12 protein-coding genes are annotated in these 11,700 nt (G+C 70.0%); all 12 read right to left on the reverse strand.

Annotation, left to right across the window (positions count from 1 at the left end):
- Window positions 1-53: 53 nt before the first annotated feature.
- Window positions 54-3,068, reverse strand: a complete 3,015-nt coding sequence (locus tag AB0B82_RS03500; RefSeq protein ID WP_360162024.1) for a hypothetical protein — start codon at window positions 3,066-3,068, stop codon at window positions 54-56.
- A 46-nt stretch (window positions 3,069-3,114) separates the two neighbouring features.
- Entirely contained in the window at window positions 3,115-4,044 is a 930-nt protein-coding gene (locus AB0B82_RS03505) for a hypothetical protein (RefSeq protein ID WP_360162026.1), read from the reverse strand.
- Between the two features lie 109 nt (window positions 4,045-4,153).
- Complete coding sequence (locus AB0B82_RS03510; RefSeq protein WP_360162028.1) at window positions 4,154-4,798, reverse strand: hypothetical protein; 645 nt, start codon at window positions 4,796-4,798, stop codon at window positions 4,154-4,156.
- Window positions 4,799-4,818: 20 nt separating this feature from the next.
- Window positions 4,819-5,565 (reverse strand): hypothetical protein, encoded by a 747-nt coding sequence (locus tag AB0B82_RS03515; protein WP_360162296.1) that lies wholly within the window; start codon window positions 5,563-5,565, stop codon window positions 4,819-4,821.
- A 2-nt stretch (window positions 5,566-5,567) separates the two neighbouring features.
- Window positions 5,568-5,996: a TadE/TadG family type IV pilus assembly protein gene (locus tag AB0B82_RS03520; RefSeq protein ID WP_360162030.1), complete on the reverse strand. Its 429-nt coding sequence runs from the start codon at window positions 5,994-5,996 to the stop codon at window positions 5,568-5,570.
- An 11-nt stretch (window positions 5,997-6,007) separates the two neighbouring features.
- The gene (locus tag AB0B82_RS03525) at window positions 6,008-6,415 is read right to left on the reverse strand and encodes a TadE family protein (protein WP_360162032.1); all 408 of its coding nucleotides are present in this window, start codon (window positions 6,413-6,415) and stop codon (window positions 6,008-6,010) included.
- Between the two features lie 47 nt (window positions 6,416-6,462).
- Window positions 6,463-6,681, reverse strand: a complete 219-nt coding sequence (locus AB0B82_RS03530; RefSeq protein ID WP_360162034.1) for a hypothetical protein — start codon at window positions 6,679-6,681, stop codon at window positions 6,463-6,465.
- A 126-nt stretch (window positions 6,682-6,807) separates the two neighbouring features.
- Window positions 6,808-7,728 (reverse strand): type II secretion system F family protein, encoded by a 921-nt coding sequence (locus AB0B82_RS03535; protein WP_360162036.1) that lies wholly within the window; start codon window positions 7,726-7,728, stop codon window positions 6,808-6,810.
- A complete protein-coding gene (locus tag AB0B82_RS03540) occupies window positions 7,725-8,630 on the reverse strand; it encodes a type II secretion system F family protein (protein WP_360162038.1) in 906 nt (301 codons plus the stop codon). Before AB0B82_RS03540 ends, AB0B82_RS03535 begins: the two co-directional genes overlap by 4 nt.
- A gap of 57 nt (window positions 8,631-8,687) precedes the next feature.
- Entirely contained in the window at window positions 8,688-9,998 is a 1,311-nt protein-coding gene (locus AB0B82_RS03545; RefSeq protein WP_360162040.1) for an ATPase, T2SS/T4P/T4SS family, read from the reverse strand.
- The gene (locus AB0B82_RS03550) at window positions 9,995-10,795 is read right to left on the reverse strand and encodes a hypothetical protein (protein ID WP_360162042.1); all 801 of its coding nucleotides are present in this window, start codon (window positions 10,793-10,795) and stop codon (window positions 9,995-9,997) included. Before AB0B82_RS03550 ends, AB0B82_RS03545 begins: the two co-directional genes overlap by 4 nt.
- The gene (locus AB0B82_RS03555) at window positions 10,795-11,529 is read right to left on the reverse strand and encodes a hypothetical protein (RefSeq protein ID WP_360162044.1); all 735 of its coding nucleotides are present in this window, start codon (window positions 11,527-11,529) and stop codon (window positions 10,795-10,797) included. The genes AB0B82_RS03550 and AB0B82_RS03555 overlap by 1 nt, the downstream gene beginning before the upstream one ends.
- Window positions 11,530-11,700: the final 171 nt, after the last annotated feature.

An 11,700-nucleotide genomic window follows, 5' to 3' on the forward strand; every position in this document is an offset into this window, starting at 1 on the left:
CAAGGCGACCTGGCCCGGGCCGCTGGGTCAGGCGGCTCGGTCAGGCGACTCGGTCAGGCGACTTGGGCGGGGCGGTGGTAGCCGGGGAGGAGTTCGTCGACGAGGGCGTCGGTTTCGGCTTCGGCGCCGCGGGGGCCACCGTGTTTGGCGAGGGCGGCGTACATCTGGGCGGCGACGTTGGTGACGTCGGCGGTGGTGCCGAAGTGGGCGGCCAGGCGGAGCGTGGCGCGCCACAGTTCCTCGGACGCGGGCGAGAAGGTCAGGCCGGTCTGCAGCGCCGTCCGGGCAGTGCCTCCGTCGTTGTACGCGACCGACGCCTCGGCGAGCCGCAGTGCGGCGTCGACGACGGCCTCTGCCATCCGGCGCTCGACGCCGGACGCGGCCAGCCAGGAGTAGCGGCCGGCGGGCAGGTTCGACCAGGCCGGGCCGTGCACCAGACTGAGCGCCGTCGACAGCGGCCCGCGCGGGTCGTCGACCATCGACGCCTGCTTGGACAGCGTGCGGAAGACGTCCCAGTCGACGCGGACGACGCTGCGGTTGAGCATCCAGCGGCCGGACTCGTCGGCGTACATTGCGTCGACACCGACCCAGCGGCGGGTGTGCTCGAGCGCCGCGTCGCGCAACTCCGGGCTGATTCCGCGCGGCCAGATCGCACCGGCGAGGACGTTCGGGTGCACGCCGTAGTCCTGGCTGGCCAGGAACGCGATGATCTCCGTCGACAGGGCGATCCGGCCCTCGTCGATGGTGCCACGGGCATCGACCTCGACCGGGCCGAGCAGGTCGACCTCGACCGGGGCCGGCTGACTCAGGTCGGTGGTCGAGAACTCGTACGCCGGCATGTCCTGCTCCGAGCGCCGCTTGTCGCGCGCGTCAGCCTCGGCCGCGTCGAACAGCGCGACCAGGTCGGCGAACTGCTCCGGGTTGACGCTGTGCGCGTCCACCTCGAGGCCGAGCAGCCGGCAGACGGCCTGGTTCTTCTCGTCCACGACGAACCGCCACGGCGAGTTCAGTACGTCGCCGACCACGACGACCGCGATGCTGCGCTTGGTGTCCGCGGCGAGCTGGTTCAGCTGCTCCTGCTCCTGCGGCGTGGGCGGCGCGGACAGGAACACGATCTCGGGGCCCCACAGCGCGGCGTCCGGGTGCGACATCCGGGCCTCGGCGACCGAGCCGACGTTGCGCCGCTCGCAGGCCTGCAGTTGCGCCTCGGACCGGCGGACAACCTCGGCCATCGCGTCGTCGAGACGGACCCAGTAGCTCAGCCGGGCCGGCGCCAGCGACGACAGGTCGTCACCGAATCCGACCATGCTGATGTGCGCGCCCTCAGACCACAGGTTCGTCGCGAGCTCGACGGCCAGCGAACCGACCACGTCGCGGGAGGCGTTGTTAACGCCACCGAACGCGACGATCCCGTTCGCCGTGTCGAGGTCGATCAGCACCGTGGCACCGTCGGCGTTCTGGCCGACCGTCACCAGCGTCGGGTACGGCGCCGGCGCATTCACGTCGGCGTTCGGCGCGTAGGCGCGTCGCAAGGTCCAACGGGTGCCGTCGGCAATCGCCTGCCACGGACCGGGCGGCTCGGGGTTCGCACCGTACGGGTCGAGCACGAGGGTGAGCGCGCGGTCGGTCACCAGCGCGGCGACCACCTTCGGCAGTGGGCGCTGCAACTGGGTCATGTCCGCGCCGAGCTTCCGCAGCGCGTTGTCGACGAACTGCGCGGTCGGCACGTCCGACGCCAGCCGCAACCCGACCTCGGTCTGCCGGTGGCCGGCGGCCTTCGGCCCGGGGCCTTGCGCCCAGCCGCGACGGCGCTTCAGCGCCAGTGCGAGACCGGCAGCGAGCAGCGTCGCACCGAGCCCGAAGATTCCGGCCTGCTTCACGTCGAAACCGTCGTCCACCGGTGCCGGCGTCGCCTCCGGCACCCGCGTACCACCCGCGGCCGGCTCGCCGTGCTCGGTCCGGCCGGTGCCGGGCGCGTGCGGCTCGGCGATGACGTTCGGCTGACCCGGCTTGACGTTCTTCGCGCCGGGGTCGTTCTTCGAGCTGCCGATCACGACCGACGACGGCTTCTCGATCCCCTGCTCGGCGTACCGGCCGGGCCCGCTGCTCTCGGTGCGGGTTTCGGTCTTGTTCTCGACCGTGGGCTTCGCCGGCGTCTCGGTCCGGGTGCTGACGGTTGTCTTGGTGCTGGTCGTGGTCTTGGTCGTGGTCTTGGTGTGGTCGCCGATGCTGACCCGCACCGTGTGCACACCCGGGCCCTTGGCGTCCGCGGGCAGCCGCACCTGCCAGCCCGGCAGGATCAGATCCGGGTTCGTCAAGCGACGGCCGTCGGGCTGCAGCTTGTTCTTGTTGAGGTCGTAGATCTCCTTGTACCGGCGGCCCTCACCGAGGTAGCGCTCGGCAATGTCCCACAGGCAGTCGTAGTTGCGGCCCTGCGGCGGGCGGACCTCGGTGTACTTGACGACCTGACCCTTGTGATCGTTGTTCGTCCGGACCCCGACGCTGGTCTTCGACTGCTGCTGGTGGCCGCCGGTGAGAACCTTGCTCGCCGGCTCGGTCTGCCGGAACTGCGACGCCGAGCTCTGGTCGCCGCCCTGGCTCACGCTCACCGAGGTCGGCGCGGCCGGACCGCTCGCGGTGGCCGCGCTCGCAACCGGCAGGCTCACACCGGCACCCGCCGCGATCAGTACGACGGTGCCGATCAGCCGGCGTGCCAGCGCCTGCGAACCACCGCCCAACGGGACCCGTGGCGACAAACCGTGGCCGCGGATCTCCGCGACCGCCTCCGCGATCAGGCAGATCACGAAGTGCAGCCACGCGAGCCAGATGACGAACGCGATGATGCCCAGCACGGTCTCGACGCTCAGCTCGCTGAGCAGCATGTCCGCACTCGGCATCGAGTCCGGCCACGGCGTACCGAAGAAGCGCAGCAGCACGTACGGCACACCGCCGACGATCGCGAGGATCGCGAGCAGCGCGACGAAACCCTTCAGCCGGTCCGCGCCCGGACTCCCCGACCGCTGCTGCGGCAACCGCGCCGCCCGCACGGGCTCATTCGTCCTGACCATCACGCCTCCATACCCCCACCGTCAACCACCATGTCAGCCATCCAGATCAGCCACCAATAGCCTGAACTTCCTGCACAGGCAGCCGCTGCACAGCAGTCACATTCGCTCGCCCGATCGACGTCCAGCCGGTGGCCTTACCGATCCAGTACGAGACATCCCAGGTGATCGTCAGCTTGACGGTGTACATCCCGTCCGGCTGATCCGCACTCGACTTCTTGTACGTGTGCTTGCACGGGTTGATCTGCTCGTCCGGATCCTTGGTTTGGTCGTAGCCGTCAGGGTCGTCGGCCGGCGTCACACCGGTCTTGCAGGTGAACGGTCCGGTGCCGTCACCCGGGTCGATCGTCATCTCCACGACCATCCCGCGCATCGTCAGGTTGTGCGTCGGGTCGTAGTAGCCGCTCAGATCACCCGTCTGCTTCAGGACCATCGAGCTCTCGGGGGTCAGGGTGAAGAAGGCCGGAACATTCACCCGCGGCGTGTACGTCGGCATGATCTGCAGTGCCGGCGACGGGTAAGTGCTCTGAAAGCGCCACCAGAACTGCTGCATGTAGTCCGGGAACGGGCACTGCGCCCGCTCGGCCTCGTCCACCGCGACGTACGCCCGCTCGAGGTGAGCGTTCGGACCGCCGTTGTAGGAGTCGAGCTTGTAGTCGGTGATCGTGATCCGCAGGACCCAGCTCTTGCCCTCCGGCGCCTTCGGCAACCGGATGCCTTCGGGGATGTCGAAGTCCCGGCAGGGAACGAACGGTCGTCCGTTCAGCCGCTCACGCCAGGTCGGCGGCGGATTCCCGCCGCCCATGTAGGCCTGGCCCGAGCTGCAGTACGCGCCGAAGCCGACGGCGTTCACGTACATGCTGCAGACGGAGTTCCCACGATGGATCGTCTCGGCGGACGCGGTCGTGGCCGGGACGGCGCTGAGCAGCGCGAACACAGCACTCAGGACGAGCAATGTGCGGCCTACTCGGTTGTGCATCCTCACTCCCCAGACTTGTCTTCCGGCAGATTATCTTCGACCAGGTGCATCATGCCCGTTGCCCAGTACCCCGTCACCTGTTCGCAACCTCGCAAGGTCGTATTCCGACCTAGGCCGGATAACGCACGCTCGCGCAGTTCACGCCCTTGCTGGTCGCCAGCCGGTACGGCAACCATCCGACCCCCGTCTTGATCATCTCGATCACCTCGGGCGAGCCCTTGGGGGTGACGACGGTCCAGTTCCGGGTCTTCGGATCCCAGTACTGCGTCGTCTGCGAGCGACAGGTCTGCACCGCTACCGTCCCGTCGTCGGTACTCCGGGCGCCGACGACGACGACACTGCCCGGCGGCCTCATCACCCAGCCGTTCCGCTTGGCGTCTTGGATGCCCTGCGAGACATCGGCGTAGAAGAACGATGGGAACCGCTTCTTCAGGATCGTGTCGTCCTTGGCGACGAGGGCCTGAAAGTAGAGCGGGTAGCTGGTCACGAGGCCTTGGACGGCGGGGTTCGACGCGAAGTTCCCGGCCCGCACGATCACCTGCTGGGTCTGGCCGGTCGGCTTGGCGCTGGTGGCCGGCCGCGTCGGGGCGCTGACGGTCGTGGTCGGTTCGGTGGACTCGCTCGGCGTACTCGACGTCGTACCGCCGCCTTCGCCGACCGGGACCGGGCGGCCGCCATCGTCGGAGTCGTTGCCGCAAGCACCGAGCAACAGCATGCTCGCCAGGGCGGCGGCCGGGAGTGCAGACCTTCGCACGACAGACAATCCTCCGGTGTCTAGCGCCGCGGCGCGGAACTCGTTGGCCTCGACGGCGTCTCGGACGGTGTGCCGGACGGCGGTGTGGACGGGTCGTCCGGGGTCGGGGTGATGCTTGGGGTACAGGTGGCCGGGAACGGGAACGGGGACAGTGTCCAGATCGGCGTGGGCGAACCGATCGTCCAGGTGGGGCACGGGAGGTCGATCGTCGGCGGCCGGGCCGTCGTGATCGGCGCGCCGGGATCATCGGTGGTCGAGTTCACCACGATGGGCGGGATGGTGGGGCTCTCGTCGGCTTTGGTGATGCCTTGTTCGGCGTGGGCCTGGCCGGTGCCGGTGGCTTTCAGGGAGCGTTTGCCGACGAGGCCCAGGAACGTGGTCTTGTTGGCGATGTCGACCTGGATGGCGACTTCGGAGTCGGTCAGGGTGGTGGGGCCGCAGGTGGTGACGGCGGGGTCGTTCTGGCGGACCTGGCCGCAGAACTCGGTGATCGCGGTCGCGGCCTTGGCGGTGTCGATCTTGGCCTCGGCGACGTTCAGCTGGATCGCTGCGGCGCCGACGCGGGCGGCTTCCTGGGCGTAGCCGATCGCGCGGGAGCGGGCGCCGAGCTGACGGCCGCCGTCGATGACCAGGCCGGCCAGCGTGAAGATCATCACCGCGAGGATCGCGACCGCGGGGCTCAGCGCGCCACGCCCGAGCCGGCGCCGGCGCCTGCCCGGGTCGTTGCGGGGGGCATCGATGCGGACGAACTCGACGCACCTGCGCATCGTCACCGCACCCCCCGGTACGGGTCGAGCGAGGACGTGAACCGCTTGGTGATCTTCGTGTCGCCACCGAGACCCAGCAGACCGAGATCGCGGTAGTTGATCGTGCAGGTCACCTCGACCGACAACGGCTTACCGGCCTCGAATCCGGTCGTGATCGACCCGGACGCCGACTGCTTGCACGAGGCCACACCCTGGCTCAGCGCGGCGGTGACCGCGTCGTCGACCCGCCCCTGGGCCTCCTGCAACGACCGCGACTGGCTGGCGCCGCGGGCACCGTCGCGAGCCGCGCTCTCCAGCAGCGAGGAGGTCTGGAAGTACCGCCCGCAGGCGAGCAGGAACATGAACAGCGCGAGCAGCACGGGCGCCAGGATCACCAGCTCCAGGGCCAGCGTGCCGCGCTCACCGCGCCGGGCACGCCGCCTCCCTACCATCGTCGGCATCCTCACTTGTCGGCCTCGAACTGCTCGATCGGCCCGGTTGCGGTGCGGCTGACCCGCAACGTCAGACCGGGCACCAGCGAGACAGTCTCGCCGGTGACCGTGAACGAAACCATGCCTTCGGGGTCGTTGTACGCCGGGAACGGGACGGTGGCATGCTGCAACGCCGTACCGCCGAGCTGTTGTGCGTAGGACTGGACGTCCGCGCGCACCTTCTCCCCCACCGCCGCGGTGTAGACCGGCGGTTGCACCAGCCGCAGCCGGGAGACGCCTTCCTCCGCCGCGTTCAGCGCGACGGAGCGGCCGTACAGCCACAGGGCGGTCTGGATGCAGAGGAAGATCAGCGCGAGGATCGCCGGTGCGAGGATGGCGAGCTCCAGCGTGCTGACGCCCCGCTCGGATCGCCGCCGCACAAAGCGTCGTCCCGAGAAGCGCCGGCCCGATCGCACACCGGCCTCCGTCAGCCCTTCTCGATGTCGGCCGTGTGCTTGTCGATCACGCGCTTCACCACGACGCCGATCGCGAGCGCGGCGACGACGAGGATGCCCGAGATGATCGCCCACTCCAGCGCCGAGGCGCCGAGCTCGGTGTGGCCCTGCTTCGCCCGGGCCCGCTGAGCCTTCGCCCGCGCCAGCGCGTAGCCGGTCATGGCCCGCCAGAACATCAACTCCGAGGTCATTCGCACACCTTCCAGATCGTGAGGCCGAAGCAGGCCTCAGTATGCCGGGTTCGACGGACAACTCCGCCGTACGGATCCCTCGCGGCGATCCCTGGTCGTTCCTGCCTGCCCGCATCGCCGTCCGGCCTAGCTTCCGAGGATCGCCACGCCGGCCGGGAAGGCCAGGAACAGGAAGAACGCCGCGATCATGACGAGCTGCGCGACCAGCATCGACTGGGACCGCTCACCCGCCTTGCCTTCCACATCGGCCAGCTCCTTGCGCCGCAGCGACGCCGCCCGGGCGAGCAGCGACGAGCGGATCTTGGCACCCTCGTCACCGGCCAGTGCGAGCGCCGATGCCAGGTCGCGGAGTTCCTCGACGCCGAGGTCCTCGCCGAGCCGGGCCATCGCGTCCCACGGCGTGATGCCGATCAGGCGGGCGTTGGCCAGCGCCTGCCGGATCCGGGCCATCGCCCAGTGCTCGCCGATCGTCGACGCGGTCATCAGCGCCTCGGGCAGACCGCGGCCGCCGGCCAGGTTCATCGCGACCAGGTCCAGGAAGCTGCCGACCACGTGCCGGAAGTCGCGCCGCCGCGCCTCGGCTTCCTGCCGCAGCGCGATGTCCGGCAGGAAGAACGCGAGCGTCATGAACGCCAGCGTGACGACCGCCGGCGCCGCGCCCGGGGCGGTGATGCCGATCGCGGAGGCCAGGAACAGCACGATCGGGATGAAGATCATCGCGCCGAGCGCGAAGAACACCTTGGTGGCCAGCATCTCGGCGAACGGCCGGTTCATCACGGCGAGGTCGCGGCGGAGCTTGCCGAACGCCCAACCGCGGGCGTTCGCCTCGGCCTCCAGCCGGCGCCCGAGCGACTCCCGCGCCCGGTCCACACCGCCCAGCACCTTCTCGCCGGCCGCGCTGGCCGTCGCGCCGCTGGTGTAGCCGCTGCGGCCCGCGTCGATCCGGGCGATCGTCGACAGCACGTTCGCGCGCGGCCTGATGAACATCCGGACCAGCACGTACACACCGAGCCCGGCGATGCCGCCGGTGATGAACGCCCAGGTCATCCGTTCACCACCTCCATCCGGTCGTTGCCCGGACGGTTCATCCGCTGGTCCGCGCCGCCGCCGATCAGGAACCGCTCCGGTACCTCGATCTTCGCCAGCCGCCGCAGCCACAGCAGACCGACGGCGTACAGCCCGATCACGACGGCCAGCACGATCTGGCCGATGAAGCTGCGGTACGGCGCCATGTACGTCGGATTGAACAGGATCAGGCCGGCGGCCATCGCGAGCGTGATCGCGACGACGACCTGCACACTGCGCCGCGTGGATCGGCGCTCCGCCGCGACCTTCCGCCGTACGTCGAGCTCCTCGCGGGCCGAATCCGCCAGCGCACTCAGTACCTCACGCAGACCCGGGCCGCGCAGCCGCGCGTTCAGCACCAGGGCGGCGACGATCAGGTCGGCGGACGGGTCGTCGAGGTCGTCGGCGAACCGCATCAGGGCCGACGGCAACGGTTCGCGGATCCGCAGCCGGTCGACGAGCAGGTTCAGGCTGGGTTTGATCGCGGGCGCCGCGTTCACCGCGGTGGCCGGGATGGCCTGTTCGAGCCCGACCGCACCGGCGATCGTGTCGCGCAGCGCCTCCGTCCAGGTGGCGAGCGCGTCGAGGCGGTCGATCGCCCGGCGCTCCTCCCCCGTGCCGCCGAAGAACCGGTCCGCCATCCCGGCCAGCAGACCGAGCGCGACCGCGAGCACGAGCCAGCGGGTCACCACCAGCACCAGCAGACCAACGGCCAGCGCAGCGCCGAAACGCACCATGTTCCTGCGGTGGTCAGCGCCGCGGTTGCGGAACAGCGACGGGGTGTCGTCCTTCGGCTCGGTACCGCGGATCGCGACGATCAGCAGCATCACCGCGCCGCCGACCACCGCACCGCACAGCAGCGCTCCCAGAGTCCTGTCGCTCATCGGCGTCCTCGCGTCGCACTGTGCCTGATGGTGACCTCACTGCGCTCGCTCACGCGATCACGCCCACGTTCCGTGGACGAGCGGCTGGTAGCCGAAGTGCTCGAGTTCGTCCATGCACGCGATCGGTGCATGCGCCGCGGCGCGGCCGTCCGGTCCTGGCGCGAAGACCTCGCCGGACAGCACCCGCCCGTCCCATCCGGTGACCTCCCGGATGCTTTCGACGTACCGGCTCAGGCCGCCGCCGCGCGTGTAGTCGTTGTGCTTGCGAACAAACACGACGAAGTCGAGCGCGCCGGCGATCAGCATTTGCGTGGCTTCCATCGGCAGCCGCTCGGTCGCCTGAATCGCGTACGTGCTGATCCGGTTGAACACCTCCATCGAGCTGTTCGAGTGGATCGTCGACAGCGAGCCGTCGTTGCCCTGGCTCATCGCGTTCAGCATCGTGACGATCTCGTCGCCGAGCACCTCACCGACGATCACCCGGGACGGGTTCATCCGCAGCGAGCGGCGGACCAGGTCCGCCATACTCACCATGCCGACACCTTCGGAGTTCGGCAGCCGCTCCTCGAACGCGACCACGTTCGGGTGCAGGTCCTTGAACTCGCCGAGGCCGAGCTCGAGCGAGCGCTCGACGGTGATCAGCCGCTCGTGCGGCGGGATCTCGTTGGCCAGCGCGCGCAGCAGCGTGGTCTTACCGGAGTTCGTGGCGCCGGCGATCATGATGTTCTTGCGCGCGGCAACCGCCGCCCGCAGGAACGAGCCGACGTCCTCGCTCATCGTGCCGTTGGCGACCAGGTCCTGCAGGAACACCTTGCCCAGCCGGGCGCGCCGGATCGAGACCGCGGGCCGGGCGGTCACGCCCATCACCGCGGACAACCGGGAGCCGTCCGGGAGCCGCAGGTCGAGCTGCGGGTTCGCCGAGTCGAACGGACGGCTGGTCAGACCGGCATGAGCCGCCAGCACCTGGATCAGCTCGACCAGTTCCTCGTCGCTCTCGGCCACCGGGCCGGGCGTTTCCTCACGTCCGTCGCCGTACTGCACGAAGACCTGGTCGTACCCGTTGATGTCGATGTTCTCGACCTCGGGGTCGTCGATCAGCGGCTGCAGCCGGCCGACGCCGAACAGCGCCGAGTGGATCGCGGCTGCGATCTGCGCGTCGTCGTCCGGGGTCGGCGGCGTCCGGCCCTCGGCCAGCTCGTAGCGCGCGTGGTCCTCGAGCACCTGCACGATCAGCGACCGCGCGTACTCCCGCTCGTCCTCCGCGCTCATCGGAGGTACGCCGTTCACCTGGTCGCGGCGGCGCTGCTCGTTCAGCCGCTCCGCGACCTGCACCCGCAGCCGGCGGACCAGCTCCTGATCGGCGGTCACCGCAGGTCTCCCGGCGGGAAGGCGGCGTTGGCCATGTCGAAGTCCTGCGGCGGCGGCGCGGCCACCAGCGCGGCCATCTCGGCGGTGATCGCCGTCGCGGACCGGATCAGCTGGGTCTTCTCGAGCCGGCCGTGGCCGCGCCCGTCGAAGAACGCCGCTCCGGCCGGGTCGTACGCCAGGTGCCACCGGTGCCGCACCGGCAGCGCCATTGCGTCCAGCACAGACCACACCTGCTTCACCGCGTCGCGCTGCTTCGGGTCGGCCACCACGACCACGCCGAGCTGCGCATTGACGTGATGGACCAGTGTCGCCAGCCGCTCGCGCAGATGCGCCACCGACGAGCCGGTCGCGGCGCAGACCAGTACGACGAGGCGCGCGGACTGGATCACCGGAAGTTGCGGTGACGAGGCACCGATCCGCCCGCAGTCGGCGAGGACGTCGCCGTGCTGCATCTGGTTGAACGAGATACCGAGGGGGTGCCACAGGCCGCCCATACCGCCGACCTGCTCGGGCGAGCGCACGCCGAGCAGGACGTCGAGGCCGCCGTCGAGCTGCTGGCTGTGCGCGAGGATGACCTCGTCGCCGAGTCCCTTCCGGCTCGCCGCGGCCAGGCTGACCAGCCCGCGGTCCGAGTTCAGCGGAGCGCCGGCCGGGCCGGTCATCCGGATCGCCACATCACTGCCGGCCGGGTCGCACTCGGCCAGCATCACCTGCCGCGGCCAGAGCGCGCCGAAGACCAGGCCGGCCGTGGTCACCCCCGGCGAGCCCTTCGCGCTCGCCAGTGCCACCAGTGCCATCAGTTGGCTCCGTTGCGGACGACGTCCGGCTTCGTCCCCGGAGCGAGCTTCACCACTGCGACGGTTTTCGCGGCCGCCGCGGCGGCGACCGCGGTGATGTCGTCGTCCGGGATCAGGATCGACACGTTCAGCGTGCTGTTCGCACTCGTCTTGCTGTCGGTGATCGCACCGGCGGCCGACGTCACCTCGGCGGCGTTGACGAGCGTGACCGCCGCGCCGCCGTCCTGGTTGGCCGCAGGCACCCGGATCACCCGGACCACGTCGCCGATCTGCAGGCCGTCGGACGGCGCCCGGCCGGCCTCGAGGCTGAGACCGACCAGCGCACTGCGCGCCGGAATCGGCTTCTCGTTGTCCTTGGTCAGACTGTCGGGCGTGACGAACTGGTCCTTGTACAGCCAGGTCTTGGTGTAGCGGCCGAGGTACTTCTCCGCCTCCGACCACGGGATCAGCCCGCCGGTCGCGCCGGCCAGGTCGCCCCGGGAGAGGTCTTTCTGCTCGAGCTTGTGTCCCGGTGGGAGGGTTTCGGCGATCGCGACGAAGTCCGAGCGGTTGCCGCTGTTCAGGGCGATCAGTGCGGACCCGGCGGCGCCGAGCAGGATCAGGATCACCGCGAGCGCGGCCAGGGCAGGCCGTCGTTCCCGGCTGCTCGGCAGCCGGGTCGCCCCGGCACCCGCCGATCGGGCCGCGGCCCGGCCGCCTGAGGTGGGGGTTCGCTGGGAGGACGAGAGACTCACGCGCCTACCGTAATGGCAGCGAGGTGCCATCCGCGCCAACAGGTCGGTGCTGCCGGTGCCGACCCGGGAACGGCCGTAAATCCTTGGGTGCCGCCGCCCGCCGGGCGTAAATCGTTAACTGAACGGGGGCCGCGGAGGGCTGGCGATTAACCGTTCTTTTGCTACATTCCG

This window comes from Kribbella sp. NPDC048915, from assembly GCF_040649595.1.
Classification (GTDB): Bacteria; Actinomycetota; Actinomycetes; order Propionibacteriales; family Kribbellaceae; genus Kribbella.

Coding starts and splice junctions, on each gene's coding strand:
- AB0B82_RS03540 (WP_360162038.1), bottom strand. CDS start 8,630: ATGAGCGACAGGACTCTGGGAGCGCTGCTGTGCGGTGCGGTGGTCGGC.
- AB0B82_RS03505 (WP_360162026.1), bottom strand. CDS start 4,044: ATGCACAACCGAGTAGGCCGCACATTGCTCGTCCTGAGTGCTGTGTTC.
- AB0B82_RS03550 (WP_360162042.1), bottom strand. CDS start 10,795: ATGGCACTGGTGGCACTGGCGAGCGCGAAGGGCTCGCCGGGGGTGACC.
- AB0B82_RS03500 (WP_360162024.1), bottom strand. CDS start 3,068: ATGGTCAGGACGAATGAGCCCGTGCGGGCGGCGCGGTTGCCGCAGCAG.
- AB0B82_RS03530 (WP_360162034.1), bottom strand. CDS start 6,681: ATGACCTCGGAGTTGATGTTCTGGCGGGCCATGACCGGCTACGCGCTG.
- AB0B82_RS03515 (WP_360162296.1), bottom strand. CDS start 5,565: ATGCGCAGGTGCGTCGAGTTCGTCCGCATCGATGCCCCCCGCAACGAC.
- AB0B82_RS03520 (WP_360162030.1), bottom strand. CDS start 5,996: ATGGTAGGGAGGCGGCGTGCCCGGCGCGGTGAGCGCGGCACGCTGGCC.
- AB0B82_RS03535 (WP_360162036.1), bottom strand. CDS start 7,728: ATGACCTGGGCGTTCATCACCGGCGGCATCGCCGGGCTCGGTGTGTAC.